At 57.7% G+C, this 24,791-nt stretch carries 29 protein-coding genes; 13 read left to right on the top strand and 16 right to left on the bottom strand.

The window, feature by feature from the left end; all coding sequences use genetic code 11:
* Positions 1-73 precede the first annotated feature (73 nt).
* Positions 74-424: an H-type lectin domain-containing protein gene (locus ACR0AJ_RS04990; RefSeq protein WP_170347822.1), complete on the top strand. Its 351-nt coding sequence runs from the start codon at positions 74-76 to the stop codon at positions 422-424.
* Between the two features lie 61 nt (positions 425-485).
* On the opposite strand, the gene ACR0AJ_RS04985 is transcribed toward ACR0AJ_RS04990, so the two are convergent.
* From ACR0AJ_RS04985 to ACR0AJ_RS04975, 3 genes are all read right to left on the bottom strand, one after another.
* The gene (locus tag ACR0AJ_RS04985) at positions 486-1,169 is read right to left on the bottom strand and encodes a hypothetical protein (RefSeq protein WP_480740239.1); all 684 of its coding nucleotides are present in this window, start codon (positions 1,167-1,169) and stop codon (positions 486-488) included.
* Between the two features lie 301 nt (positions 1,170-1,470).
* Positions 1,471-1,920 carry a ribose 5-phosphate isomerase B gene (gene rpiB / locus ACR0AJ_RS04980; RefSeq protein ID WP_480740237.1) on the bottom strand — a complete coding sequence of 150 codons (450 nt, stop codon included), beginning with the start codon at positions 1,918-1,920 and terminating at the stop codon, positions 1,471-1,473.
* Between the two features lie 103 nt (positions 1,921-2,023).
* Positions 2,024-3,043 carry a ribose-phosphate pyrophosphokinase gene (locus tag ACR0AJ_RS04975; RefSeq protein WP_170347825.1) on the bottom strand — a complete coding sequence of 340 codons (1,020 nt, stop codon included), beginning with the start codon at positions 3,041-3,043 and terminating at the stop codon, positions 2,024-2,026.
* 108 nt (positions 3,044-3,151) lie between these two features.
* Here ACR0AJ_RS04975 and ACR0AJ_RS04970 point away from each other — a divergent pair, with 108 nt between their 5' ends.
* Positions 3,152-3,754 (top strand): DsbA family protein, encoded by a 603-nt coding sequence (locus ACR0AJ_RS04970; protein ID WP_480645995.1) that lies wholly within the window; start codon positions 3,152-3,154, stop codon positions 3,752-3,754.
* A 12-nt stretch (positions 3,755-3,766) separates the two neighbouring features.
* On the opposite strand, the gene ACR0AJ_RS04965 is transcribed toward ACR0AJ_RS04970, so the two are convergent.
* The 9 genes from ACR0AJ_RS04965 to ACR0AJ_RS04925 form a co-directional block, all read right to left on the bottom strand.
* Positions 3,767-4,801, bottom strand: coding sequence for a threonine aldolase family protein (locus tag ACR0AJ_RS04965; RefSeq protein ID WP_480740235.1), 1,035 nt, complete (start codon positions 4,799-4,801; stop codon positions 3,767-3,769).
* The gene (locus ACR0AJ_RS04960) at positions 4,801-5,274 is read right to left on the bottom strand and encodes a YcgN family cysteine cluster protein (RefSeq protein WP_170547940.1); all 474 of its coding nucleotides are present in this window, start codon (positions 5,272-5,274) and stop codon (positions 4,801-4,803) included. The genes ACR0AJ_RS04965 and ACR0AJ_RS04960 overlap by 1 nt, the downstream gene beginning before the upstream one ends.
* Positions 5,271-6,203, bottom strand: coding sequence for a bifunctional riboflavin kinase/FAD synthetase (locus ACR0AJ_RS04955; RefSeq protein ID WP_480740234.1), 933 nt, complete (start codon positions 6,201-6,203; stop codon positions 5,271-5,273). Before ACR0AJ_RS04955 ends, ACR0AJ_RS04960 begins: the two co-directional genes overlap by 4 nt.
* Positions 6,204-6,254: 51 nt before the next feature.
* The gene (locus ACR0AJ_RS04950) at positions 6,255-7,052 is read right to left on the bottom strand and encodes a Stf0 family sulfotransferase (protein ID WP_480740232.1); all 798 of its coding nucleotides are present in this window, start codon (positions 7,050-7,052) and stop codon (positions 6,255-6,257) included.
* A 23-nt stretch (positions 7,053-7,075) separates the two neighbouring features.
* Positions 7,076-7,519: a MaoC family dehydratase gene (locus ACR0AJ_RS04945; RefSeq protein WP_058275996.1), complete on the bottom strand. Its 444-nt coding sequence runs from the start codon at positions 7,517-7,519 to the stop codon at positions 7,076-7,078.
* A 100-nt stretch (positions 7,520-7,619) separates the two neighbouring features.
* Positions 7,620-8,495: a TIGR01459 family HAD-type hydrolase gene (locus ACR0AJ_RS04940; protein ID WP_170347831.1), complete on the bottom strand. Its 876-nt coding sequence runs from the start codon at positions 8,493-8,495 to the stop codon at positions 7,620-7,622.
* 106 nt (positions 8,496-8,601) lie between these two features.
* A complete protein-coding gene (locus ACR0AJ_RS04935) occupies positions 8,602-9,678 on the bottom strand; it encodes a DUF389 domain-containing protein (RefSeq protein ID WP_170347832.1) in 1,077 nt (358 codons plus the stop codon).
* A gap of 127 nt (positions 9,679-9,805) precedes the next feature.
* Complete coding sequence (locus tag ACR0AJ_RS04930) at positions 9,806-10,726, bottom strand: manganese-dependent inorganic pyrophosphatase (protein ID WP_170347833.1); 921 nt, start codon at positions 10,724-10,726, stop codon at positions 9,806-9,808.
* Positions 10,727-10,835: 109 nt separating this feature from the next.
* Complete coding sequence (locus tag ACR0AJ_RS04925) at positions 10,836-11,816, bottom strand: TraB/GumN family protein (protein WP_480740229.1); 981 nt, start codon at positions 11,814-11,816, stop codon at positions 10,836-10,838.
* A gap of 124 nt (positions 11,817-11,940) precedes the next feature.
* On the opposite strand from ACR0AJ_RS04925, the gene ACR0AJ_RS04920 reads away from it, so the two are divergent.
* The 6 genes from ACR0AJ_RS04920 (at position 11,941) to ACR0AJ_RS04895 (ending at position 17,743) form a co-directional block, all read left to right on the top strand.
* Entirely contained in the window at positions 11,941-12,615 is a 675-nt protein-coding gene (locus ACR0AJ_RS04920) for a DUF2161 domain-containing phosphodiesterase (protein ID WP_170347835.1), read from the top strand.
* Between the two features lie 151 nt (positions 12,616-12,766).
* Positions 12,767-13,054: a co-chaperone GroES gene (gene groES / locus ACR0AJ_RS04915; protein ID WP_170347836.1), complete on the top strand. Its 288-nt coding sequence runs from the start codon at positions 12,767-12,769 to the stop codon at positions 13,052-13,054.
* 53 nt (positions 13,055-13,107) lie between these two features.
* Positions 13,108-14,751 carry a chaperonin GroEL gene (gene groL / locus ACR0AJ_RS04910; protein WP_170347837.1) on the top strand — a complete coding sequence of 548 codons (1,644 nt, stop codon included), beginning with the start codon at positions 13,108-13,110 and terminating at the stop codon, positions 14,749-14,751.
* 189 nt (positions 14,752-14,940) lie between these two features.
* Positions 14,941-15,783 carry a DMT family transporter gene (locus ACR0AJ_RS04905; protein ID WP_170347838.1) on the top strand — a complete coding sequence of 281 codons (843 nt, stop codon included), beginning with the start codon at positions 14,941-14,943 and terminating at the stop codon, positions 15,781-15,783.
* Between the two features lie 38 nt (positions 15,784-15,821).
* Positions 15,822-16,595, top strand: a complete 774-nt coding sequence (locus tag ACR0AJ_RS04900; protein WP_480635803.1) for an alpha/beta fold hydrolase — start codon at positions 15,822-15,824, stop codon at positions 16,593-16,595.
* Complete coding sequence (locus tag ACR0AJ_RS04895; protein ID WP_480662484.1) at positions 16,592-17,743, top strand: alpha-D-ribose 1-methylphosphonate 5-triphosphate diphosphatase; 1,152 nt, start codon at positions 16,592-16,594, stop codon at positions 17,741-17,743. Before ACR0AJ_RS04900 ends, ACR0AJ_RS04895 begins: the two co-directional genes overlap by 4 nt.
* A 1-nt stretch (position 17,744) precedes the next feature.
* Here ACR0AJ_RS04895 and ACR0AJ_RS04890 read toward each other — a convergent pair whose 3' ends face one another.
* Positions 17,745-18,812 (bottom strand): 5-(carboxyamino)imidazole ribonucleotide synthase, encoded by a 1,068-nt coding sequence (locus ACR0AJ_RS04890; RefSeq protein WP_480740227.1) that lies wholly within the window; start codon positions 18,810-18,812, stop codon positions 17,745-17,747.
* Entirely contained in the window at positions 18,805-19,293 is a 489-nt protein-coding gene (purE, locus tag ACR0AJ_RS04885; RefSeq protein ID WP_170347842.1) for a 5-(carboxyamino)imidazole ribonucleotide mutase, read from the bottom strand. The genes ACR0AJ_RS04890 and purE overlap by 8 nt, the downstream gene beginning before the upstream one ends.
* 161 nt (positions 19,294-19,454) lie before the next feature.
* Between purE and ACR0AJ_RS04880 the strand changes: the two genes are divergently transcribed.
* Entirely contained in the window at positions 19,455-20,840 is a 1,386-nt protein-coding gene (locus tag ACR0AJ_RS04880; protein ID WP_170347843.1) for an FAD-binding oxidoreductase, read from the top strand.
* A 91-nt stretch (positions 20,841-20,931) separates the two neighbouring features.
* On the opposite strand, the gene ACR0AJ_RS04875 is transcribed toward ACR0AJ_RS04880, so the two are convergent.
* Complete coding sequence (locus ACR0AJ_RS04875) at positions 20,932-21,156, bottom strand: YdcH family protein (protein WP_058280035.1); 225 nt, start codon at positions 21,154-21,156, stop codon at positions 20,932-20,934.
* 164 nt (positions 21,157-21,320) lie between these two features.
* On the opposite strand from ACR0AJ_RS04875, the gene ACR0AJ_RS04870 reads away from it, so the two are divergent.
* From ACR0AJ_RS04870 to ACR0AJ_RS04855, 4 genes are all read left to right on the top strand, one after another.
* Positions 21,321-21,734, top strand: coding sequence for an Hsp20 family protein (locus ACR0AJ_RS04870; RefSeq protein ID WP_170347844.1), 414 nt, complete (start codon positions 21,321-21,323; stop codon positions 21,732-21,734).
* A 5-nt stretch (positions 21,735-21,739) separates the two neighbouring features.
* Complete coding sequence (locus tag ACR0AJ_RS04865; protein ID WP_170347845.1) at positions 21,740-21,964, top strand: DUF1150 family protein; 225 nt, start codon at positions 21,740-21,742, stop codon at positions 21,962-21,964.
* Between the two features lie 109 nt (positions 21,965-22,073).
* Positions 22,074-22,961: a PhzF family phenazine biosynthesis protein gene (locus tag ACR0AJ_RS04860; protein WP_170347846.1), complete on the top strand. Its 888-nt coding sequence runs from the start codon at positions 22,074-22,076 to the stop codon at positions 22,959-22,961.
* On the top strand, positions 22,958-23,833 hold the full coding sequence (locus tag ACR0AJ_RS04855) for a glycosyltransferase family 10 fucosyltransferase (protein ID WP_170347847.1): 876 nt from the start codon (positions 22,958-22,960) through the stop codon (positions 23,831-23,833). The genes ACR0AJ_RS04860 and ACR0AJ_RS04855 overlap by 4 nt, the downstream gene beginning before the upstream one ends.
* Here the strand turns inward: ACR0AJ_RS04855 and ACR0AJ_RS04850 are convergent.
* Positions 23,830-24,678, bottom strand: a complete 849-nt coding sequence (locus ACR0AJ_RS04850) for a hypothetical protein (RefSeq protein WP_480740225.1) — start codon at positions 24,676-24,678, stop codon at positions 23,830-23,832. The two genes, ACR0AJ_RS04855 and ACR0AJ_RS04850, sit on opposite strands and share 4 nt — an antisense overlap.
* Positions 24,679-24,791: the final 113 nt, after the last annotated feature.

The raw sequence follows: 24,791 nt of genomic DNA, 5'->3' as shown, positions 1-24,791 counted from the left end.
GGCCGTTTTTTTGTCGTGATTTTGCCGAGGCCGCAGGATAGGTGTAAGGAATACAAAGACAAAGACATCAACAATGAAGACTTTTCGAACCCACCCTATTGGTATCGACCAAGGCGAGTCAGTGCTGTTTTCCGATTTCGCTGATGGCGGCGATATGTGGACGGGCGAGGGGCCACGCGAACGGCGGTCTGCGATCCTCTTCAGTCAGCCATTTCGAACCGCACCGGTGGTTCAGATTGGCGTGTCTTTATGGGATGTGGACACGTCCTCGGCGCTACGTGCCGAGGTGACGACTGCGGACATTACACCTGAGGGCTTTGTTACCGTATTCCGAACCTGGTCGGATACGCGAATTGCCCGGATACGGGTGACATGGACGGCCATTGGTGAGGTCGCACATGAGGACGACTGGGATATCTCGTGATTGATTCAACGCCTGAGCCAGGAAGTGGTTTGAAAAACATGCTACGCGCTTTTCGGGATAATCAGTGTAGTCTGGAAAACAACCAGTTCCACTCGTAAGGATTAGCACCGCTCAGAATTATGGCGCAAATCGTTATGACGGCTCCAAGCACGCAAAATACGGGAACACGACCCAAGGCAAAACCACGCACGAAAAGTCCGATAAATCCTATGAGCAGAGAAAGCATAGGGAGACCAATCATAATCACGCTGGCCCCGAGGGCGTACTCTCGGGCACTCTCGGTATCCATCGAGTGGGCGATTTTGCCTGTAATAAGGTAAAATGTGGCAATGGCGCCAAAGCTGAAGCCTACTATGGAACATATGGTCCGAGCCCTGTTTGACGTAATACGCTTTCGACGCCCTCCCGTTTCGGAGGCGTCCGCGATAGCCTTGTTCCGCTGTTTGTCACCAGCCAAAATGCCGCGGTACATAAGGATACAGCCAGCCACTAACGCGAACACCCCCGCAACACCCAGCCCGGCTGCGGCACCGATCCCATAGCTTTGCTTTATAACCTCGTAACTTTCGTTCGCCTGTTTTACTGCGTGTTGCCCGACACTCAAAAACAGTATGCCGACAAGGACCTTCCAGTGATTTGGTCGGAGTGATGGAGCTTTTGTTACTTTTTGCGAAAGGTCAGAGGTTGCTTGAGGGTTATTGGCGTTGATGCGTTGAATGCGGTCTTGAAAGCTTGTGTTGGACATGGGTCGAGGTCTGAAACTCTATCAGTTAGTGCTTGTAGGTTTTTTGCCAGGGCAATGTGTTGAAAATTGGTCCGACGTCAGCGCAATTGATGCGCAGAGGCCAAGAAAGGAGCCGCAACATAATTGGGTGTGAGACGTCTGAACTTTTCTACGTTTGACAACATTCGTAGCGCTAAGGCACAGGTCGCTCATAAAGTTGTTTCGCCGACATGCATTGACGTGTTCCAGACACGGTCCAACCAAGCTCTGCAAGCGGGCGTTGCCAGGATTGCGGTGGTCTGAAGTGGCGTGAAATGCTGCTCTAGGCCTCATTTCCCTCAATCATGTCCACACGGGTCGCGTGACGGCCGCCTTCAAATTCGGCGGTCAGAAAGGCATCGACGATATCCAACGCCTGACCTTCACCCACAACGCGCGCACCGATGGACAGCATGTTTGCGTCATTGTGCTGGCGGATCATCCGGGCCGAAAACGCGTCGGAACAAACACCACAACGGATGCCGGGGACTTTGTTGGCGGCCATCATGATGCCTTGACCGGTGCCGCACAGAACGATTCCCAATAGGCAATCGCCCGAAGCCACAGCCTGTGCAGCAGCTTTGCCGTGCAGGGGGTAGTGGGTGCTTTCAGGAGTGGTAGGGCCGATGTCCAACACTTCCCAGCCATTTGCCGCAACATGGTCAGCAACGGCCTGACGCAAATCAATGGCTGCGTGGTCACTGGAGAGAACGATGCGTTTGTTGACTGTCATGGGACTTTCCACAGATAACCACGCTGATTTTCGTGGCAGGTTGGTCGCGGGCGCGGAGGCCTGCAAAGGGAAGGGCGGCCCAAAAGGACCGCCCGATCCAAACTTAGTCCATGTGGTACATAGACTCGTAGATCGGGATCAAGGTCTTGTCTTCGAATAGCGACGACACGCTGGTACCGTTCCATATATTCAGGATCGCCTGCGTGAAGATCGGAGACGTTGGTACGATGCGGATGTTCTTGGCTTTTGCGATCTCTGGGGTTGGCTGGATCGTGTCGGTTAGCACCAACGACTTCATTACCGAATTGGTTACGCGTTCGACTGCCGGGCCGCTCATGACGCCGTGTGTGATGTAAGAGTGCACCTCTTTCGCACCATTATCCATCAGTACCTGAGCCGCTTTGCACAACGTGCCGGCAGTGTCGCACATGTCGTCTACGATCAGGCAAATCTTGTCTTTGACATCGCCGATCACGGTCATTTCTGCCACTTCGCCAGCCTTTTCGCGTCGTTTGTCAACGATCGACAAGGGAGCGCTGATGCGTTTGGCAAGTTCACGTGCACGGGCCACACCGCCCACGTCGGGCGAGACAACCATAAGTTCATCCAGGTTGTTCTTGAACTGGTGTTTTACATCCAGTGCAAAGATTGGCGAGGCATAGAGGTTGTCGACCGGCATATCGAAGAACCCCTGAATCTGCGCTGCGTGCAGGTCCATGGTAAGGATCCGCTCGATCCCTGCACCGGTCAGCATGTTGGCCACCAGCTTGGCGCTGATCGGCGTGCGGGCCTTGGTGCGGCGGTCCTGTCGAGCATAACCGAAGTAGGGGATAACAGCGGTGATCCGTTGGGCCGATGACCGGCGCAACGCGTCGGCAATGATCAGCAGCTCCATCAGATTGTCATTGGCGGGGTTCGAGGTTGGCTGGACGATGAACATGTCCTCGCCACGCACGTTTTCGAACACTTCGACGAAAATCTCGCCGTCATTGAACCGTTCAACTCTCGCATCGACCAGACCCTGATCGACGCCGCGATACAGGCTCATGCGGCGAGCTATGGATTCGGCAAGCGGAAGATTTGCGTTCCCAGCGATAAGCTTGGGTTCGTTGAGTGTCGGCATCGGCTGAGGTCCCCGGGCAGCAATGGCAAATGTGACAGATTCGTGATGTTGACACCGCTTAGCATGGCCTTACCGTCCAGCAAAGGTAACGCAGCGGAGAAAGTGCACATGGCCCGGATTGACTACTATTTTGCGACAATTTCGCCATTCACCTATTTGGCAGGTGAGCGGCTGGAGGAGGTCGCGGCCAAGCATGGCGCGACGATCAATTACAAACCGCTGGATATCATGGCGCTGTTCGGGCGTACGGGGGGAACGCCGCCAAAAGATCGCCACCCGTCGCGCAATGAATACAGGGCGCAGGAACTGCTGCGCCAATCCAAGAACCTGGGAATAGAATTCAATCTGCAACCGGCGCATTGGCCGACCAATATGGCGCCGTCGTCCTATGCGGTGATTGCAGCGATGAAGGATGGGGCAGGGGATGTAGGTAAGTTGGTCCAGTCCTTGCTGCGGGCCTGTTGGGCCGAGGAAAAAGACATCGCACAGGATGATGTGATCCGCGATTGCCTGACGCAGGCGGGCTTTGACCCAAATCTGGCAGACAGTGGCCTGCTGGTCGGCGCCGAAACCTATGCCGCCAATCTGGAAGAGGCCGTTGAAAGCGGCGTCTTTGGCGCGCCGTTCTACATTACTGAGGATGGCCAGCGGTTCTGGGGGCAGGACCGTTTAGATGATCTGGACCGGCACCTGACCGAGGCCAAGGGTTGACCGGCATGCCAGTCAAAGCAGGTCGAGGAAACGGTCGATATCGTCGCTGCTGATCGACCAGTCACAGACCAGACGGCAGGCGAGCGTCTCTTCGTCACTTGCCCCGTCAAGTTCTGCCCCCCAAAGGTGGTAGATCGCCCCGGCCTCATGCAGTTGCCTATGCCGGGCGCGGGAAAAATGGGCGAATACCATGTTGGCCTGCGGCTCGTGCAGGAAGGTCGCGCCCTTGGCACGCAGGCCGTCGGCCAGGTGGGCACAATTGGCGTTGGCCTTACGCGCCATAGTCAGCCACAGGTCATCCTGCAAATAGGCTGCCATCTGTGCGGACAGATAGCGATGTTTTGAAAACAGATGCGCACCGCGCTTGCGCCGCAGTTCAAACTCCCAGGCTTTGGATTCGTCAAAGAAGACAACTGCCTCGACCCCCATCAAACCGTTCTTGGTGCCGCCAAAGCTGACCGCATCGACGCCCGCTTTCCACGTCATTTCGGCCGGAGAACAGTTCAGCGCGACCAAAGCGTTTGTGAACCGAGCTCCATCCAGATGGACGGGCAGGTCAAACTCCTTTGCTACGCCGCACAATACCTGCAACTCCTCCAGCGAATAGACCGAGCCGCGCTCGGTCACCTGGGTGATCGAAACCGGTCCGCGTTGCGGACCATGCACACCGCGGGTTTCTTCGGCCAGAATGGAACGGCGCAGCGCTTCGGGATCCATCTTGTCGCCGCCGGGTACCAACGTCAGCTTGGTGCCGCTGTAGAATTCCGGCGCGTTGCATTCATCCTCGTGGATATGGGCGACGGGCGAACAGAACACCGTCTCCCACGGCTGTGCCAGGGTTGCCAATGCCAGCGAGTTTGCCGCCGTTCCGGTGGCTACCAGATACACCGCAGCACCGGGCGCTTCAAAGATGCCGCGAATTCGATCGCGCACCTCATTCATCAGTGTGTCGGCCCCATAGGCCATCTGATAGCCCTGATTTGCTTCGTTCAAAGCGGTCATGACCTGCGGATGGACCGGCCCGGAATTGTCAGAGGCAAAATACATCAGCTGGGCTCCTCGATGATATAGTCTTCCCATTCTTCGATGGGTGTTTCGAACTCGGACACTGTGCGCCCCTGAACCGAGATTCCGGTAGCGTGAACACTGTCCGGCGTACCTGATATCAATGGGTGCCAGTCGTAAAGAGGTTTCCCTTCCCACAACAGCCTGTAAGCGCACGTTTGCGGCAGCCAATAGGCGTGATCGTCGATATTGTCGGGCTTCATCACGATACATTCCGGCACGAACTGGTGGCGGATATCGTATTGGGTGCAGCGGCAGGTCTCATCATCCAGCAGACGGCAGGCGACGCAGGTCAGGGCCACCTCGCCTGTGTCTTCGTCTTCAAGCTTGTTCAGACAACACTTGCCGCAGCCGTCGCAAAGCGCCTCCCACTCTTGCTCGTTCATCTTGGTTAGGGGTTTGCGTTCCCAGAACCGGGGGCTCAGGCCAGTGCGATCAATAGGATCGGCGGTCATAGCGTCGCCAGCAGTGTTCGGGCCTTGTCACAATCAGAGTTCATTTGTGCAATCAACCCGTCCAGCCCGTCGAAGGTCAATTCAGGTCGTAGATATTCAACCAGACCAATCGATAGGGTCGCACCATAAAGGTCGCCTGAAAAGTCGAACAGGAAGGTTTCGATATTCGGCACTTCGCCCTTAAACATTGGCCGCGTCCCGATCGAGGCTGCGCCTTGATAGCTGCCTTGATGCGGGCCGTCCAACACATCGACCAGCACCGCGTAGACGCCGAATTTTGGCGGGTGCAGACCTTCGATGGACATGTTGGCGGTCGGGAAGCCCAACTCGCGGCCACGTTGTTCGCCGCCGATCACCGGACCCTCGATCCGATGCCAATGGCCCAGCATGGTTGCCGCATCGCGAGGGCGGCCTTCGGTCAGCGCTGTACGGATCGCGGTGGACGACACGATATTCTCGGACCGCTCCATCAAAGGTGCGATGGTGACGCCAAAGCCCATTTGTTGACCGAACCGAACCAGATCATCCGCCGTACCGCTGCGCCCCTTGCCGAAACAGAAATCGGCACCGACAACCACATGCGAAAGGCCCAACCCGTCGCAAATCACGTTCGACGCGAATTCTTCCGGAGTCAGCCCGGCAAGGGCGGAATTGAAGGGCAGTTCATACAATTTCTTGACACCCAGCTTTTCTAGCCGGTGCGCTCGGGCATTGCAGCGCATCAGGCGAAAAGGCGGGGCTGCGGGTGCGAAATACTCGCGTGGGTGCGGCTCAAAGGTCATCACCCCCAAAGGCGCATCCGGCGCGGCATTGCGGGCCAGTTCGATCACAGACTGGTGGCCGATGTGGACGCCGTCAAAATTCCCGATCGCCACGCTGGCGCCGCGGTCCTGAGGCTCGATGAACTGAAAATCACGGATGATGCGCATAGCATCTGCCTAACGGGACTGCGGTTCGGGTTCAAGCATCTGATTGCATTGTCAGTGTGTGGGATGATCGGCCAAAAAACGTCTGGCCCATTCCCGGTTTGTCGAGTCTGCCAGCTTGTCTGTGGCGGGCGTGAACTCGGCACCCCGCGCGGGATCGATCCCCAGCAGGTATAGTACATCGGTCAAAACGCCAATTGGATCGTTTTCAAGTTGTTCGTAATGGATGATATGCGGCGTGATCTGCTGCGCGGCGAACCAGTCACGCCAGGCCGCATCCCCTTCTTCAAGTTCAGCCATGTATCGGGCGATGGCGATCGGATCGTAAACCGGGTCGGCAGGTGGGGTGAGACGCTCCAACTCGGTCCCATCTGCGTTGCGGTGCCACAATCCGGTCTGTTCGGCTTTCACAATCGAAATAGCCTGTTCCAGCTTGTTGCGCCGATTAAGGTAAACGAAGCAGACCTCGCCAAAGGTGGCTTTCAGCCGGGCTAGGTCATCCCCGGCGGTCGGGTATAGACTGCGCAATTGCTGAAGAAAGAAGGCCCGACTTTTGCCTTGCAGGCGCAATCCGAAGATGTCTGTAGCGGCTTTTCTCTGGTGAATGGCCTCGGCAAAGATTGCGCGCAGGGTGCTTTTTGTATCCGGAAACGCGCTGCGATCCAGATCGTAATACGCCATCCATTCTTCCAAGATCGGGGCATGAAAGTACGAATCCGGTTTTCCTGCGCAACCCGTGGCGGCTAGTAGCTGGCACAGCAAAGTGCTGCCGCTGCGCGGGGTCGTGCAAATTAAGTAGCTGTCAAAATTGTTTACCGACCCGGGTCTAGACCGGGCCGGTGAACGAAACAAGGCTGGTAAAGCTGTGCTTTGGATCAGTCGAACTTGCGCGACGGGGCCAGAACCATTGCTTCGCCGACCAGAACCTTTTTGCCATCTACGGCGCAGTGGCAATCCAGTTTCACCCGACGCTTGGCAAAGTCGATGTCGATCACTTTGACCTCGGCATAGACCATGTCACCGGGGCGCACGGGGGCCAGGAATTTCAGCGACTGACCCATATACACGGTGCCGTGGCCGGGCAGCTGTTCGCCGATGACGGCCGAGATCAGGCCCGCCGTCAGCATCCCATGGGCGATGCGCCCCTCAAAGATCGTGTCGCGGGCATAGTCATCATCCAGATGCACCGGATTCCGGTCGGTCGAAACCTGCGCAAACATCTCGATATCTTCGTCAGTCACCACTTTGCGCAGGTGACGGGTCATGCCCATTTCGATGTCTTCAATACAGATCGTGCCGCGCGGAAGATTGTCCAACATGTCGCCCTCACTTGAATCCGTTGAGCAACAAAAGGATCAATGTTGCCCGTGTTCGGCAACTTTATTACTTCGCAAGCGCAGAAAATCAAGCCTTTTCTGCTTATCTCAGGCGACCGATTGTATAGGTGGGATTTATATTTTCCCTTGCAATGTAGTCAGTTAGCGATTCGTGGTGCGGATGATGCTCGGTTTTTGTTTCTGCAGCAGCCAATCCGCCCGAGATAAACAGAGAATCAATCCCCTCACCCATGCCGCCCAGAATGTCGGTATGGGGGCCATCACCGATCACCAAAATGTCGCCATCGGGGATGTCGTGGCCCAGTTCTTGCAGCCTACGGCGGGCCAGATCATAGATCGGCGGGTGGGGTTTGCCGAAGTACAGGCTTTCGCCGCCCATCTCGGTATACAGTTTGGCCAGCGCCCCGGCACACCATTCGCGCACCTCGCCCCGGTCGACCACAATATCGGGATTGGCGCACAGCAGCTTCATGCCCTTTTGCTTGGCATAGAGGAAATCCGCGCGGTTGACGGACGGGTCCGCCATCGGATCAAACGGACCGCAACAGACGATCCCTTCGGCCTCATCCAGCGGGACCCGTTCGATGTGGATCGGGTGGTGCAGTATTTTCAGCGGCTCAAAGAACCCCGCATCGCGCTGCCATTCGCCCATGAAATAGACCTTTTCCCCGACGGCGCCCCGGAACATCGCCGACCGCGCAGAATCGCCGCTGGTGGCGATGGTGTCATAGGCATCTTCGGGGACGTTGAATTGCACCAATTGTTGGGCAACGCCCGCGCGGGGTTTCGGAGAGTTCGTCACCAGCACGACAATCCCGCCTTTCGCACGATAGGCTTTGAGGGCAGCGACGGCCTCGGGGAAGGCGGTGATGCCGTTGTGAACACAGCCCCAAAGGTCAACGAACAGTGCTTTGTAGCGGTCGGATATGTCGGACAGGGCGTGGACGATCTGAGTCATTGAGGACCTCGGGCGAGTTGAATGCAAGGTTGCGTCAGCTATTGCAAAGCTGACGGGCTTTGACCATCCCGCAATGCCAATTGCCGCCGTTAAATGGCTGTGTCGGTCAGTTTTCTTCGCTGATCTCGTCGACATCCGGCGCCTGCTGGACGGCATCGGTGCCCAGAATGACTTGCGCGCCAATCCTGTTTTGGAACCGCACCACCACCAGATAGCCCGGACCCAATTGATCTTGAAGGATTTCGACCAAAGGTGTCTCGCGCAGGCTTTCTGGCAGCAATCCAGCGACCGAGGAGACTTTGTAAGCCGCTTCAATCGGCAGGTCGACGATCAGCCAGATATCTGCCTGCTTGCGTTTGGCGTTTACGTCAATGCGGATGACCTCGACCGACACCGGGTCTGCCCAATCGCGGATGGCTTGCGCGACCTGAGCTTCGGTTCGGGTTTCGAGATAGCGATTATAGGTGGATTTACCCAACTGCAAAACGACAAGAGCCAGAAAGGCCAATGTCACAGTCACACTGGCGGTAAAGTTCAGTTTCCGGCGACCTTTGCTGAAGACCATCGAGCGGGCCGCGTACACGATATAAACCGCGCAGGCGGACAGGATGATCGCGCCAAGGTTGGTGGCGAATAACAACCCGGCCTCATACGCCTCGCCCGGTTCGCCGAAATACAGCAGAACGCCCGAGGCGGACAGGGGCGGCACCAGTGACACGCCGATGGCCGCGCCGGGCAGCAAGCTGGCTTCGGAGCGGTTGATTTGCACGTAAGCACCGGCGACGCCTGCGGCCAGAGCGACAATCAGGTCCTCGGTTCCGGGGTCGGTCCGGGCCAAGACTTGATCAGGGATCAGGATGCCGCGCGGGACATCTGCGACATAGACCAAGAGCCACGCGAGCAATACGCAAAGAATGGCCGCACCGCAGACAATCAGAGCCAGATAGAACGCACGCCCCAGCCACCCCATGACCATAGCCGCCGCCACGCCCAATATGGGAGCCATCAGCGGCGCCACCAGCATTGCGGCAATCACCACCGCGCCTGAATCGCGAAGCATGCCCATCGTAGCGATCACAACCGATAGGGTCAGCAGCATCGCAAAGCGCCGCCAATAGGCTGCTCTGTCCTTGCCTTCAAACCGCAAGATGTCTCGGGTGGTGCTGAACTTGCGTGTACTCATATGTCGGAACTGATCCGCTACTTGCTCTCCTGACCAGAGTAGCAATGGAAGCGGGTCGCGCAAATCCTATGCCTCAACAAAAAAAGGCGCCCCACTTGGGCGCCTTTTCTTTGGAAAGATCTAAAGATCAGACCTTGAGGTTCGGAATGATTTGCTTTTTGCGGCTCATGATGCCCGGCAGGACCACGGCGTCGCCGTTAACCGATGCGCCAAAGCTTTTCTCGGCCACGCCTTTGACTAGATCGTTCGGCACCAGCAGAGTGGCCTCTTCGTTCAGAATGTCGACCACGAACAGCAGCACCTGATCGACGCCGTCCTCGCTGGCCACACTGACCATCGAGTCCGCCAGGCTAGCCTTGCGGTCCAGCACGACGCCGGGGGCCGTGGTTTCCAGAACCGAGACGCGGAACTTGGTGCCGTCGACCTCGTATTCTTTGCTGTCCATGCGGATCAGTTCGGCGTCTGAGAAGGACGATACATCCGATTTTGCCGCGAACATGTCGGCGGCATAAGCCGATACGTCTAGGCCCAGTTCAGCAGCCAGTTTCTCGGCCACTTCGCGATCATGCGCAGTGGTTGTGGGCGAGCGGAACTCCAAGGTATCCGACAGGATGCAAGTCAGCGCCGCGCCTTTGATGGCGTCGGGCATCTTGGCTGCGTCGTCGCCCATCAGGTCGACCATGATGGTGGCGGTGCAGGCCAGCGGGCGCACGGTGATGTCGATCGGGCCTTTGGTTTCCAGGCCGCCGACCAGCTTGTGGTGGTCGATGATGGCTTGGATATCGGCACTGTTGATGCTGGCGGGCAGTTCGGCCGGGTTGTTGGTGTCAACGATGACAACCGGCGCGTCGGCTTCGACGTCGTCGATGATACGCGGCTTGGACAGGTCCCAGCGCTGCAGCATGAACGCGGCTTCGGTGTTGGGCTCGCCCAGCAGAACGGGCTCGGCCTGTTCGCCTATGACTTCGTTCAGGTACCACGACCACAGGATGGGTGATCCTGTGGAGTCGGTGTCGGGAGATTTATGGCCAAATACAAGGGTTGTCATGTCAGCGTCCTGAGGATGATAATTTGCGCGCCTTATAGGGCGGTCCGCCGGGGTTGTCACCCGGCAGAATCCTCGCTGCGACGGTTGGTCTGTCTTTCGCCGAGTGCGATCAGAAAGGCGCGCGGGTCAAGAAATATCCAGCCTGTTGCAATTGGTTCAGCAATCCATGAGTACCGCCTAGATGTCCAGCCCCCACGGCGATCACTGCGGTCTGATCTTGAATGTCCAGAATCCTCGGCATCCAATTGTTGTTTCGCCCGACCAGTAAGTGCTGTTCGAACGCCTGCCATTCTTCGTCAAACACTTCGGGCGACATACCAGAATGCTCTCGCGCCAAAATACGGCCTAGTTCGATGGATTGTGCGTGATTTTCCTCGAAATATGAGTTTGTCATGGTGGCCAGCTGGTCGTCGCTGGTTTCGTACGAATTGACCCACCGCGCTAGCGATTCCGCCTGTTCTTCAATCGAGTGGAGTTCAAACATGGTCATCAGTTCCTCAATGCTCTCCAGCGAAAATTGAGGGATGCCTTGATCTTCGGCTAAAACGGTCAGACGCGCATCCAGCCCATGATTGGCGTTCGGGTCCTGAAGTAGGCATGTAGGCATGGCCAGAGTCATGCCCAGAAACCAGGGGCGCATTTTCGCTCCCATCCAACTGGGTATGCCGCGTTCGGCTAGGGCGGAAGACAGGGTTGTCCAAGCCTCTTCGGGTAGCAGGTCAATCAAGGTGGGGCCGGACGTAATCAAGATCGGGCTCGGGTCCAGAGCCAGTTCCTTTTCCCAGGCCTTCATCTCGTCTTGGGTTACTTCGAAATAGAATGCATCGGCTTGGCTGAGTGTTGGCGTCAGGTTTGCGACAATCACATCCATGCGCGGATCGTTCAGGTGCATCGTACCTATCAGGTGCAGCACCGTTGTGCCCTTTGTTGCGATCCAGTGGTTGCCTTCTGTAAATGGGACGTTGGTCAGGGTTTCTTTCAGCTCGGCGTGGGCTGCAGGTGACAATTCGCCCTTTAGATCGCGCCCCTCGCAAGCTGCGTGAACCGTGACGGGCAGCAACAGGCAGATCACCAGCAGAATTATGCGCATGTGGAAATTTCCTTTGAAATCAGAGTTGCTGAAACACTGCCTCGGCAGGTGAATGGGTGCAAGGCCGATTGGAAAGCTGCGCCTGGCGTCTGGCATTCCGCCGCAAATCGCATAGCATGCAAACATGAACCGCGAGCAGGATCTCTATCCCCCCATCAAGGCGCTGTTAGAGCGTCAGGGCTATTCCGTCAAAGGCGAGGTTGGCGCGGCTGATATCGTGGCCGTGCGGGATGGCGAAGAACCGGTCATCGTCGAGCTTAAGCTGCGGTTTTCGCTGGCATTGTTCCATCAGGCGATCACACGGCTGAAAGTGACGGATCAGGTTTACATCGGGGTGTGCAAGCCCAAAGGCCGCAGCGCGCGTCGGGCGCTGAAGGACAATCTGGCGCTGTGTCGCCGGCTGGGGTTGGGGCTGATCACCGTGCGGGCCGATGGCAAGGTCGAGGTGCAATGTGATCCCGGCCCGTACGCACCGCGCAAGTCCAAGGCTAAGACTTCGCGCTTGTTGCGTGAGTTCGACCGGCTTGAGGGCGATCCCAATGCAGGCGGCGCTACGCGACACGGGATCGTCACGGCCTATCGTCAGGACGCCCTGAAATGCGCGGCACATCTGGCGGAATGTGGGGCAACCAAAGGGTCCGAAGTCGCAAAGGCAACCGGCGTTCCTGAGGCCACTCGCCTGATGCGCGACAATCACTACGGTTGGTTCGGTAAGGTGGAAAAGGGCGTCTACGACCTGACCGCCGCCGGGCAGGACGGTCTGAAACACTGGGCTTACAGCTGGGAACAGCCTGACTGAGCCCGGTTGCAAAAAATCCATCACAGCTTGTTGACTCGGGGTTTGCGACCCCCTAGCTATGCGTCGTTATCACTCTCATCACCCGAGTGCTAACGCCTCGCCATCCGGCGAGGGGAGGATAAATAAACTTTGAGCCCAAGGAGCTGCAAAGATGGCATTGAAACCGCTTCATGACCGCGTGTTGGTTCGCCGTACCGAAAGCGAAGAAAAAACAGCAGGCGGGCTGATCATTCCTGACAGCGCTAAAGAAAAGCCCAGCGAAGGCGAAGTCGTTGCAACCGGCGAAGGCGCACGCAAGGACAGCGGCGAACTGATCGCAATGGCTGTAAAATCCGGTGACAAGATCCTGTTCGGCAAATGGTCGGGCACCGAGGTTCAGGTCAACGGCGAAGAGCTGCTGATGATGAAAGAAAGCGACATCATGGGGATCATCGAGTAAGCCGCGCGCTTCTCTGATCTTCATTTCCAACTTATTTCTCAAGGAGAGACAATATGGCTGCTAAGGACGTCAAGTTCGACACCGATGCCCGCAACCGCATGCTGTCAGGTGTGAACATCCTGGCCGATGCTGTCAAAGTGACCCTGGGCCCAAAAGGCCGCAACGTGGTTCTGGACAAATCCTTTGGCGCACCGCGCATCACCAAAGACGGTGTTTCGGTTGCCAAGGAAATCGAACTGGAAGACAAGTTCGAAAACATGGGCGCGCAGATGGTGAAAGAAGTCGCCAGCCGCACTAATGACGAAGCCGGCGACGGCACCACCACCGCAACCGTTCTTGCGCAGGCAATCGTTCGCGAAGGCCTGAAGCAGGTTGCAGCGGGCCTGAACCCGATGGACCTGAAGCGCGGTATCGACCTGGCAACCGCCAAGGTTGTTGAAGGCATCAAAGACGCCTCGCGCGAAGTCAAAGACTCGGCAGAAGTTGCTCAGGTTGGCACCATCTCGGCCAACGGCGAAGCCGAAATCGGCCAGCAGATCGCAGACGCGATGCAGAAGGTTGGCAACGAAGGCGTCATCACCGTCGAAGAAAACAAAGGTCTGGAAACCGAGACCGATGTTGTCGAAGGTATGCAGTTCGACCGTGGCTACCTGTCGCCTTACTTCGTCACCAACGCAGACAAGATGATCGCAGAACTCGACGACTGCATGATCCTGCTGCACGAAAAGAAACTGTCCTCGCTGCAGCCGATGGTTCCGCTGCTCGAGCAGGTGATCCAGTCGCAAAAGCCGCTGCTGATCATTGCTGAGGACGTTGAAGGCGAAGCGCTGGCAACTCTGGTTGTCAACAAACTGCGCGGCGGCCTGAAAATTGCTGCTGTCAAAGCACCGGGCTTCGGCGATCGCCGCAAAGCCATGCTGCAGGACATCGCGATCCTGACCGGCGGTCAGGTTATCTCGGAAGATCTGGGTATGAAGCTCGAGTCCGTCACCATGGACATGCTGGGCACCGCCAAGAAAATCGAGATCACCAAAGACGAAACCACCATCGTCGACGGTGCTGGCGAGAAAGCCGAGATCGAAGCACGTGTTGCTCAGATCCGCACTCAGATCGAAGAAACCACCAGCGACTACGACCGTGAAAAGCTGCAAGAGCGCGTTGCCAAACTGGCAGGCGGTGTTGCCGTTATCCGCGTCGGCGGCATGACCGAAGTTGAAGTGAAAGAGCGTAAGGACCGTGTGGACGATGCTCTGAACGCAACACGCGCTGCTGTTCAGGAAGGCGTTGTTGTCGGTGGTGGTGTTGCTCTGGTTCAGGCCGGTAAAGCACTGGAAACTCTGGAAGGTGCAAACGCTGACCAGAACGCTGGCATCAACATCGTTCGCAAAGCCATCGAAGCGCCGCTGCGCCAGATCGCCGAGAACGCAGGTGTTGACGGTGCGGTTGTTGCGGGCAAAGTCCGTGAATCTGCTGACGCAGCATTCGGTTTCAACGCACAGACCGAAGAATATGGTGACATGTTCTCGTTCGGCGTGATCGATCCGGCAAAGGTTGTCCGTACCGCTCTGGAAGATGCGGCATCGGTTGCTGGCCTGCTGGTCACCACCGAAGCAATGGTTGCAGACAAGCCTGCCAAAGAAGGCGCAGCACCTGCAGGCGGCATGCCTGACATGGGCGGCATGGGCGGCATGATGTAAGCACGTCGAATTCGCCCCGGCGAATTCCGACGATCCCGACAAGCGCTTGGCCCTATGGCCAGATTGCTTAGAGGGACCGCCATAGAACTTACTGACGGGGTCGCCTTTGGGCGGCCCCGTTTCTTTTTACCACTACGCCGCGCTGGAAAGTGAGTGTGCAAACGCTCGCGATACCGCTATGCGGTTGATATGCGTTTGTTTCTGCTCACCACTCTGACCATGTGCGCCTTTGCGGCGAATTCGATCCTGAATCGTCTGGCTATAGACAGCGGTGCCAGCGACCCCGCCGGGTTTGCCATAATTCGCGTGTTGTCCGGGGCAGTGGTGCTGACCGGTCTGGTTTGGCTCAGGTCAGGTCGTCTGCCATTGCGCAACCGGCGCAGGTTGGCGGGGGCAGGATCGCTGTCACTCTATATGATTGGGTTTTCCATCGCCTATCTGACGTTGGATGCGGGCCTTGGGGCGCTGATCCTGTTTGGCGTTGTGCAGATCACAATGTTCGCAGTGACGTCGTTAACCGGCAATGCTCCGACTGCGCGACAGATGGGGGGCGCGGCAATCGCCCTTATGGGGCTGGTCTATGTCCTGTGGCCGTCCGGAGCAGTACAGGTCGACCCGATTGGCGCAGCTCTGATGACAGCTGCCGGGGTCGGATGGGCAGTCTATTCGCTGGTTGGGCGGTTTGAGCCTGACGCCCTTGCTGGAACGGCGGCCAATTTCGTTATAGCCCTGCCGGTTACTGCGCTAGCGTTAATGCTGACCGTTGGGGGTTGGCAGATGAGTGGCGCTGGCTACCTGCTGGCTGCCCTTTCTGGAGGTGTGACCTCGGGGATGGGCTATGCCGTATGGTATCGGGTTTTGCCGCAACTGGCGCCAAGCACGGCGGCGGTAGTGCAATTGAGCGTACCAATCATCGCCATCCTCGCTGGCGTTTTGTTGTTGGGAGAAGTCGCCAGTTTGCGCCTGATCTTTGGCGCGGCGCTGGTTCTGGGCGGCATCGCGCTGGCTGTCCTGCGCCTGAAGCCGCGCTAGGGGTTTCAACGCAATCGGATAACGCTTATCTGGCGGCTATGAGATATCTGCTTGCCCTGTTTCTTTTCCTTGTTCCCGCCTTGGCCCAGGCCAAATGCGTGGTGCTTTTACACGGGCTGGCGCGGACCGAGGCGTCCTTCACAGTGATGGAACAACTGTTTCAGGCGCACGGGTACACCGTTGTCCGACCCGGCTATCCTTCGACCGATTTGCCGATACCTGAACTGGCGAACCAGACATTGCCGGACGCCTTCGCGGCCTGTGGTGATGAGACCGTGAACGTGGTGGCGCATTCAATGGGTGGCATCCTGCTGCGCTATTGGTTGCAGGACCATCACCCGGAAAACCTGGGCCGTGTGGTCATGCTCGGCCCGCCCAATCAGGGCAGTCAGCTTGTGGATGAACTGGGCGCGTATGAGGTGTTCGGCATGCTGCATGGCCCCGCCGGGCTGGCCTTGGGCACGGGCCCCGAGGGCATACCGCGCAACCTGCCATCCGTTGAGTTTGAGGTGGGCGTGATCGCGGGTGAGAACTCGCTGAACCCGCTGTTTTCCTCGCTGATCGACGGCAAGGATGACGGCAAGGTCTCGATTGAAACGACAAAAGTGGACGGCATGACGGATCACATCGTTCTTCCGGTGACGCACACTTTTATGATGAACAATCCCCGCGTCATGGCGCAGGCGCTGCATTTTATCGAATTCGGGCAATTCGATCCGCAGATCACCTGGCTGGATGGCGTCATGGATATCATCAACGAAATCTGTATCGGGCAGGATTGCTCGGAACCCGAGTCGGAGCCCACGCAATGACCGCATTGAATCTGACCCTGACCGGTGCAGAGGTGCTGTTGCCGGAGCATGGCCTTGTGCCCGCCGATCTGTCTCTGGCGGATGGCATCATTCAAACGGATCGGGTCGGGCGACAGATCGACCTGTCCGGCTATCTTGTTCTGCCCGGTATTATCGACCTGCACGGGGATGGGTTCGAACGCCATATCGCGCCACGCCGCGGGGCGATGAAGCAGATGGACGAAGGCATTCTCTCGGTCGAGGCTGAATTGGCTGCGAATGGTATCACTACCGCCGTTCTGGCCCAGTTTCACAGTTGGGAGGGTGGGGTGCGTGGCCCGGAATTCGCGGATCAGGTGTTTCGCGCCATAACCTCGGTCAAGGATCGCGTCGTGACCGACCTGATGCCTCAGTTGCGGTTCGAGACACACATGCTGGATGACTATGCGGACCTGCCCGGCCGTATTGCGGACTGGCAGGTGCCCTATGTCGTGTTCAACGACCACCTGCCGCATGACCGTCTGGCCGAGGGGCGCAAGCCGCCGCGTCTGACCGGCCAAGCACTGAAAGCCGGGCGAAACCCGGACACGCATTTTAAAATGCTGTTGTCCATGCACGCCCGTCGTAACGAAGTGCCAGCGGCGCTGGACACGCTATGTGCGGCATTGGACTCACAGTACGTGCGCATGGGCAGCCATGACGACGCGACTGCACAAATACGGGCCGACTGGCGGGCGCGGGGGGCGCAGATCTCGGAATTTCCCGAAACGCTCGAAGCAGCCGAGGCCGCGCGTGCCGCCGGGGATTACATCATTTTAGGATCGCCCAACGTGGTGCGCGGTGGATCGCACAAGGGTAATGTCAGCGCACTTGACCTGATCACGATGGGATATTGCGATGCGTTGGCCTCGGATTATCACTATCCCAGCCCGCGCCGCGCGGCGCTGATGGTGGCGAAGTCTGGCTTGGTGGATTTCGCCGGGGCCTGGGCGCTGGTGTCATCCGGCCCCGCCCGTGTCCTTGGTTTGCAGGATCGGGGCAAGCTGGCCCCCGGCCAGCGCGCCGATCTGGTGATACTGGATGCCGAAACCCGCCGCGTAGCCGCCACGCTGGCTGGCGGGCGGGTTAGCTATATGTCAGGTGATATTGCGGCGCGGTTTGTTGGCTGATTCACCGTGCAATGCGGTTGAAATGCCCCATTTTGCGGCCTGCCTTAACCTCGGCCTTGCCATAGAGATGCAGCGCCACGTCGCGTTCCTGCGCTAGTTCGGGCACGCGGTCCGTGTCCGTTCCGATCAGGTTTTCCATGACCACGTCCGAATGTCGCTGACCATCTCCCAAAGGCCATCCTGCGACGGCCCGAATATGCTGTTCGAACTGATCCACGGCGCAGCCATTCTGCGTCCAGTGGCCCGAGTTATGCACGCGCGGCGCGATCTCATTCACGATCAGACCGCCGGGCGTCACGAACAGTTCGACGCCCATGACGCCGACATAATCCAGCGCGTTTAGGATGTTGGCGGCCAACAGAACGGCATCTGTCCGTTGCGCCGGGCGCAGACGGGCAGGGACTGTTGTGGTGTGCAGGATACCATCGCGGTGTATGTTCTCACCGGGATCGAAACAGGCAACCTGACCGTCCAGCCCGCGGGCCGCAATGATCGATACCTCGTGGCTAAACTCCACAAACCCCTCAAGGATCGCGGGTGCCCCGGCCATATCGGCCAGCGCGGCTTCGGCATCCTCGGGTGCGCGCAGACGGGCCTGCCCCTTACCGTCATAGCCAAACCGGCGCGTTTTCAGGATTGCGGGCGTACCGATCTGCTCGATCGCCGCATTCAGGCTGTTCAGATCGGTGATATCCGCGAAAGGCGCGGTTTGCAGGCCAAGCCCCTGCAGGAAATTCTTCTCGGTCAACCGGTCCTGGCTGACGCGCAGCGCTTCTCGCCCCGGACGGATCGGGCAGTGCGCTTCAAGCAGGTCCAGCGCTTCGGTCGGGATGTTCTCGAACTCATATGTGATGACATCTACCGACCCGGCAAACGCCTTTAGCGCATCGATATCGTCATAGGCGGCGGTGGTCACGCGATCGGCCACTTGGCCGGCAGGAGGGTTGGCGCCGGGTTCGTAGATATGGGTCACAAACCCCAGACGAGACGCTGCCACGGACAGCATCCGGCCCAATTGACCGCCGCCCAGAACTCCGATCCTGGCACCCGTTTGCAATGCGTCACTCATCGACGGGCTCCTCGGGGATCGACGCCGACAGTGCATCGCGCCAAGCGTCCAGTCGTTGCGCCAAAGCGTCATCCTGCAAGGCCAGAATCCCGGCCGCCATCAGGCCCGCGTTGGCCCCACCGGCCGCGCCGATGGCCATGGTGGCAACAGGGAACCCTTTGGGCATCTGCACGATGGAATACAGCGAGTCGACGCCCGACAGGGCCCGCGTCTGTACCGGAACGCCAATCACCGGCACCCGTGTTTTCGACGCCATCATGCCAGGCAGATGCGCGGCCCCACCGGCCCCGGCAATGATCACATGCAGCCCGCGTGATGCGGCGGTCTTGCCATAGTCCCACAAGCGGTCCGGTGTGCGGTGCGCCGAGACAATGCGCTTTTCGTACGCGATGCCTAACTCATCAAGTATGTTCGCGGCTTCCTTCATCGTGGGCCAGTCCGACTGGCTGCCCATGATGATCCCCACTTTCACATCGCTCATCCGCTTGTTTCCCTGCCGTCTGAAAGAGCGCGCACTATAGCTAAATCGGTCCCAGAGGCAATGTGGTTTGGCGACCGTATGGCTCGTCTGACGTCCTGCTGAAAATACATTCGAATTAGTGTATACTTGATCGCGGGACAGTGGTTCCCGAGGAGGTACCCATGACAGATACAGTTTTGAAAAACCGGGACGGCCAAGCCGTGCCGCAGGACAGTATTGAGGCATTTAAATCGCAAGTTCGCGGGGCACTGATTTTGCCCGGTGACCCCGAGTATGACGGTGCGCGCAGTATTTGGAACGCGTTGGTTGACAAGTATCCCGGTGCAATACTGCGGTGCCACGGCACCGCCGATGTCGCGGCGGCCGCCAGGTTCGCGTTTGAAAACAACATACTGGTATCGGTAAGAGGTGGCGGTCATAACGTGGGTGGGCGCGCCGTCTGCGATGATGGCCTCGTAATTGACCTGTCCTGCATGCGCGCGGTCCATGTTGATGCAGAAACCCAAACCGTACGCGCTCAGGGCGGGGCCACGTTGGGGGATGTAGACTGCGAAACACATCTTCACGGACTTGCTGTGCCATTGGGCGTCGTATCGCAGACAGGTATTGGCGGATTGACGACGGGTGGCGGATTCGGCTGGATGGCACGAAAATACGGGCCAACCTGCGACAACGTTATCGAGGCCGAAGTCGTAACGGCAGACGGTTCGATCAGAACTGCGAATGCGAACAGGAATCCAGACCTTTATTGGGGCATCTGCGGCGGCAGCGGAAATTTCGGCATCGTGACGTCATTCCTTTACAGGGCGTATCCTCTGTCTACGGTGTTGGGGGGCATGATTGCATATCCCCGAGCCGACGCCGCCGAAGTGCTGCGAGGTTTTCGGGATATCGTTTCACGGGCACCTGATGAACTGACGGTCTATGCGGGGTTGTTGTGGGGACCGGATGGAACGCCGCTAACAGCTATGGTGCCGTGTTGGATTGGAGACGATAAGGAAGCTGGGCGTCAGGCAATCCAACCCCTGACGGAGATCGGAGAACCTTTGGTCGTCGACTTGCACGAGATGCCGTTCCCCGCCAAACAAAGCATGCTGGATGGGGCCTATGGGCCAGGCAGCCGGAACTACTGGAAATCTGCATATCTCAACGCGCTGACGGATGAGGCCATTGATACGATCGTTGCACAATCTGAAGGGATGACAATACCCGGCTCGGGCATTCTGATCGAACATTGCGCTGGCGCAGCAAAGTCCAAATCAAATGGGGACAACGCCTTTGCGCAACGCGGTCACGACTATCTGATTGCGATACTACCGCTGTGGACTGATCCAGCGGATGACGCGGATCAGATTGCCTGGGCGCGGTCCATGCATGATGCAATTGCGCCCTATTCCACGGGCGGAACTTATCTGAACTATCTGGGCGCCGATGAAGACAGTGCGATAGAGACGGCATTCGGTGAAAATCTTGATCAAATGAAAGAGGTTAAGCGGAAATACGATCCGACCAATTTCTTCTGCGCAAACGCAAATGTTTCACCTTGAAACAGATGTCATCCGTTTGAATATGACGTAACACTGCAAAACTCGGTTCATAAGCGCCTTGAATGTGCGTGTGAACCGAGTGGTGGAGTTTTCAGGCAATGATGTCCGGCGTCAAACGGTCCTCGATCAGACGAATGATGTCCTTCAGGCGAAGTTTTTGCTTTTTCAGTCGCTTAATCGTCAACTGATCGGCTGTGCCGGTGGACTGCAGCGCCTCGATCGCTTCGTCCAGATCACGGTGTTGGCGGCGAAAAACCTCCAGTTCAACCCGCAAAACCTCATCTGTTTTCATCGAAAGATCTGTTGGCGCATTCATGAGCGACTCAGTGCCTTTTGTGGTGCTTGTGACACAAGATAGTGTGTCAGGGTTTATCCGGCCAGACCTTGTGGACATCGCGGCATAAACCCATATTCTATTATACGCGGTTGCCGGAACGGGGCCGCATCACACGTCGCTTTGGCAATAAAGGACGAAAATACGTGTCAAAACTTACTCTTGGCTCATACCCGCATCTTTTGGGGTTCGAGCAGTTGGAACGTCTTCTGGAACGGTCTGCAAAGGCCGGTAACGAAGGCTACCCGCCTTATAATATTGAGCAGACCTCGGACTTTTCATACCGCATCACCCTGGCTGTGGCTGGGTTCGCGGAACAAGATTTGTCGATCACAATCGAGGATCGCCAGCTTGTGATCCGGGGGCGCCAACGCGACGACAGCGAGGGGCGCATTTTTCTGCATCGCGGCATCGCCGCGCGCCAGTTCCAGCGCATGTTCGTGCTGGCCGATGGTGTCGAGGTGGGCGAGGCGATCATGGAGAACGGTCTGCTGCATGTGGACCTGACCCGCGCCGTGCCTGAGACCGTGGTGCAAACGATCAACATAAAAAAGGGGTAAGAGCTATGAATACACCGATTGAATATAACGCCGAAGGCGACCGCATCGTTTATGTGAAAACCGTCGATGTTGCCGATCTGCCCCGCGATGTCCGGGATAAGGCAGGCGATCTGGATCAGTTGTACGCGGTTCACGATTCCGATGGCCAGCAGCTTGCGCTCGTGACAGATCGTAAGATGGCCTTTTTCCTGGCCCGTGAACACGATCTGTCACCGGTGGCCGTTCACTGAACGGCCCCGCCGGTTATTTTTCGGCGTGACAATCCCAACAACAAGCGCGACACATACGAACCGGCATGACATGCCCGGCTGATTTACTCTGCATCAGGGGATTTTGCGGATGAGCTGGTTCGATTTCGATTGGGTAGACGCCTTCAGTGATCGCGCCTTTGGCGGCAACGGCTGCGCCGTGGTTCACGGCGGGGCTGAATTGCCCGAAGATGTGTGCACTGCTTATGTGCGCGAAACCTCTCTGGTTGAATGCACGTTCACGGGACCATCTGATGTGGCCGAAATCCGGGTGCGCTATTTTCTGGCCAGCAAGGAAATCCCTTTTGCCGGACACCCCACAATTGCAACTGTAGTGGCGATGCGGTCCCGTGGTTTGGTTGAAGGCGATGCACTGACGTTGGAAACAGGCGCGGGGATCGTTTCGATTCGTTTGAACGGAGACGAGATCGAAATGACTCAGGTCGCGCCGAAATTCGGCAATCCTGTTCCCGTCGATCTGGTTGCGGCCGCCATTAGCCTGCCCGAGGATGCGATAATCTCACCGCCGCAATTTGTGTCCACCGGGTTGCCGTTCTGCATTACGGTTCTGCGTGATCACGAGGCCTTGCGCGCCGCACAGTTGGATCTTGAGGCACTGCGCAAAGTGGCCGCGAAGGCCGGATTTTCTGGCACCGATATGGCGGAACCGTTCCTTGTGACGATGAAGGGCGCGACAAATGCGGGCGACACGTTCTCACGCCTGTTGATGGCGCCACCCAGCCCGCCCGAAGACCCGTTCACCGGATCGGCCACCGGTGCCATGGCGGCCTATCTGTGGAAGTACGGGTTAATGCCCAAAGACAGTTTCATCGCAGAACAAGGCCATGACATGGGCCGCCCCGGTCAGGCTGTTGTCACACGCGTTGGCCCACCCGATGCGATGACCGGTATCAAAGTCGCAGGGCGCGGTCATGTGTTGATGCGGGGGCAGGTTGATCTGCCCGAGACAACACAATGACACGACCTGCCATTGCCATCCTGCCATATGGGCATCGGCTGGGGCCAAAACTGGCCTCGGTTTCGCTGTCCGAACTGATCTGGCCCGAAGGGTGCCCGGATCGCCTGACCGGCAAGACGGTGGGCGATCTGGAGCGCACCGATCACCTGATCATGTACCCGAACTCGACCGTGCATCTGCGCTTGCGTCGCGGTACCCGCGCGCGGATTTCATTGATGATGGGCGAGCCTTCGGCCATTCACGCCAAACATGATCGGATGCTGCGATATACATGGCGGCGGTTCTTCCGGGTGCTGACTTTTCATGACGTGCTGCTACACAACATCCCGAATGCAGTGTTCCTGCCGTATGGCGTGACGATGGTGCCCGACTGGCAGGACCTGAAGGTTGAGAAAACCAAATCCTGCTCGCTAATTGCTTCGGCCAAGCGCGATCTTGTAGGGCATCAGTTGCGCCATTCGGTGATCGACTGGGTGCGTGAAACTGGTGCAGATGTTGATATCATGGGCCGGGGATACACTCCGTTTGATCTCAAATCCGACGGGTTGGCGCCGTACCGCTATTCTGTGGTGATCGAGAACGTGCGTGAGAAGAATTACTTTTCGGAAAAGCTGACGGATGCGATCTTGTGCTCCTCGGTCCCGATCTATTGGGGATGCCCGAATATCGGCGATTTCTTCGATACCTCTGGTATGATCCTGTGCGAAACCAAAGAGGATATTCAGCGCGCGATCCAATCCGCATCAATCGAGGATTTCGCCGCGCGCCTGCCGCATCTGCAGGCGATCCAGCAACACGCAGCAGAATATGGGGATTTTGAGGGCAGAGCCGTGCGCCTTCTGCGCGCTGAACTAGACGCGGGCCCGAACTAACCAGCGGGTGCCAACCAGCCTTCTTGCAGAATTGGACGGGCCTCGGGGTCAATCCCGTGCCGATCGCATAGCCGCTGCAGATACGATCCGCGCACCGGCAAACCGTCCGTGTTCTGCGCCATCAGCCGTTTCTGATGACCATAGACGTGGACGGAATGAACCATGTCGCCTTCAATCTGTGCGGTCGGGATGAACGGGTTGTGCAATTTCCACAGATCATGCTTGGACAGAGGGTAAAACACCTCCGCTTGCATGGCATGGCTGTCCTCGTCGGTCTTGCGCAGGAAATGTGCAAAGGCTTTGGGGCCGGAACTGCCCCAGGGCAGGCTCTCGATCCCCCAGGTCTCACCGTCCCGGATGCGTTGACGGTTGCGCCGGTGCAGCGGACCGCCCCGCCAGGGCTGGGTCGGGTTGGCTGCGATCACAAAGTCCAGCATATGCGCCAGCGTTTGCGAGTCTGCTGGCAGGCGCAACACACCGGTCAGGAAATTTCCGGTATGGGATTGTCCAAAGATATACGCTGATGGAAAGGCAAAGGGCCTGACACAATAGGCGTCCAGATCCACCCAGATGAAATCGGTTTTCTGCATCAGTCGCAGACGAAAAATGTCGGAAAAAACCGCGACGCGTCGCCGGTCACCTGCAGGCATATCAAACGGCGCGGGCCAGAGGATATCACTGGCGGGCCGCAATTCGCCCCCTGCGGGAACGCCTTCGATCTCGTGCCCGGTATAAAGAATAAACCGGTGACCCCGATCCAGATAGGATTGGATGCACAATGCCTCTAGCCAACTTAGATCTGATCCGAACCAGAAACTGGCTATGGTGGGCAGGTCAGAGGGCATAGGCGTGTTGCGTCCAAATCAAGTCAGGCAAATGCACCAATTGGCCAGCGCCTTGTCAATCGTGCCTACAAAAAAACGGCCCCCGAAAGTCGGAGGCCGCCTGAATGGAATTG

Source organism: Ruegeria sp. CJ9 (genome assembly GCF_056536625.1).
This window is presented reverse-complemented; position numbering and strand designations above follow the sequence as displayed.

Bases quoted from the DNA above. Each gene is read 5' to 3' on its own strand.
- ACR0AJ_RS04990 (WP_170347822.1), top strand. From the start codon at position 74: ATGAAGACTTTTCGAACCCACCCTATTGGTATCGACCAAGGCGAGTCA.
- ACR0AJ_RS04970 (WP_480645995.1), top strand. From the start codon at position 3,152: ATGGCCCGGATTGACTACTATTTTGCGACAATTTCGCCATTCACCTAT.
- ACR0AJ_RS04895 (WP_480662484.1), top strand. From the start codon at position 16,592: ATGACCGCATTGAATCTGACCCTGACCGGTGCAGAGGTGCTGTTGCCG.
- ACR0AJ_RS04880 (WP_170347843.1), top strand. From the start codon at position 19,455: ATGACAGATACAGTTTTGAAAAACCGGGACGGCCAAGCCGTGCCGCAG.
- ACR0AJ_RS04940 (WP_170347831.1), bottom strand. From the start codon at position 8,495: ATGACTCAGATCGTCCACGCCCTGTCCGACATATCCGACCGCTACAAA.
- ACR0AJ_RS04935 (WP_170347832.1), bottom strand. From the start codon at position 9,678: ATGAGTACACGCAAGTTCAGCACCACCCGAGACATCTTGCGGTTTGAA.
- ACR0AJ_RS04975 (WP_170347825.1), bottom strand. From the start codon at position 3,043: ATGCCGACACTCAACGAACCCAAGCTTATCGCTGGGAACGCAAATCTT.
- ACR0AJ_RS04920 (WP_170347835.1), top strand. From the start codon at position 11,941: ATGAACCGCGAGCAGGATCTCTATCCCCCCATCAAGGCGCTGTTAGAG.
- groES (WP_170347836.1), top strand. From the start codon at position 12,767: ATGGCATTGAAACCGCTTCATGACCGCGTGTTGGTTCGCCGTACCGAA.
- ACR0AJ_RS04860 (WP_170347846.1), top strand. From the start codon at position 22,074: ATGAGCTGGTTCGATTTCGATTGGGTAGACGCCTTCAGTGATCGCGCC.
- ACR0AJ_RS04960 (WP_170547940.1), bottom strand. From the start codon at position 5,274: ATGACCGCCGATCCTATTGATCGCACTGGCCTGAGCCCCCGGTTCTGG.
- purE (WP_170347842.1), bottom strand. From the start codon at position 19,293: ATGAGCGATGTGAAAGTGGGGATCATCATGGGCAGCCAGTCGGACTGG.
- ACR0AJ_RS04850 (WP_480740225.1), bottom strand. From the start codon at position 24,678: ATGCCCTCTGACCTGCCCACCATAGCCAGTTTCTGGTTCGGATCAGAT.
- ACR0AJ_RS04930 (WP_170347833.1), bottom strand. From the start codon at position 10,726: ATGACAACCCTTGTATTTGGCCATAAATCTCCCGACACCGACTCCACA.
- ACR0AJ_RS04900 (WP_480635803.1), top strand. From the start codon at position 15,822: ATGAGATATCTGCTTGCCCTGTTTCTTTTCCTTGTTCCCGCCTTGGCC.
- ACR0AJ_RS04865 (WP_170347845.1), top strand. From the start codon at position 21,740: ATGAATACACCGATTGAATATAACGCCGAAGGCGACCGCATCGTTTAT.
- ACR0AJ_RS04945 (WP_058275996.1), bottom strand. From the start codon at position 7,519: ATGTTGGACAATCTTCCGCGCGGCACGATCTGTATTGAAGACATCGAA.
- ACR0AJ_RS04965 (WP_480740235.1), bottom strand. From the start codon at position 4,801: ATGTATTTTGCCTCTGACAATTCCGGGCCGGTCCATCCGCAGGTCATG.
- ACR0AJ_RS04985 (WP_480740239.1), bottom strand. From the start codon at position 1,169: ATGTCCAACACAAGCTTTCAAGACCGCATTCAACGCATCAACGCCAAT.
- ACR0AJ_RS04855 (WP_170347847.1), top strand. From the start codon at position 22,958: ATGACACGACCTGCCATTGCCATCCTGCCATATGGGCATCGGCTGGGG.
- ACR0AJ_RS04925 (WP_480740229.1), bottom strand. From the start codon at position 11,816: ATGCGCATAATTCTGCTGGTGATCTGCCTGTTGCTGCCCGTCACGGTT.
- ACR0AJ_RS04875 (WP_058280035.1), bottom strand. From the start codon at position 21,156: ATGAATGCGCCAACAGATCTTTCGATGAAAACAGATGAGGTTTTGCGG.
- ACR0AJ_RS04955 (WP_480740234.1), bottom strand. From the start codon at position 6,203: ATGCGCATCATCCGTGATTTTCAGTTCATCGAGCCTCAGGACCGCGGC.
- ACR0AJ_RS04905 (WP_170347838.1), top strand. From the start codon at position 14,941: ATGCGTTTGTTTCTGCTCACCACTCTGACCATGTGCGCCTTTGCGGCG.
- rpiB (WP_480740237.1), bottom strand. From the start codon at position 1,920: ATGACAGTCAACAAACGCATCGTTCTCTCCAGTGACCACGCAGCCATT.
- groL (WP_170347837.1), top strand. From the start codon at position 13,108: ATGGCTGCTAAGGACGTCAAGTTCGACACCGATGCCCGCAACCGCATG.
- ACR0AJ_RS04890 (WP_480740227.1), bottom strand. From the start codon at position 18,812: ATGAGTGACGCATTGCAAACGGGTGCCAGGATCGGAGTTCTGGGCGGC.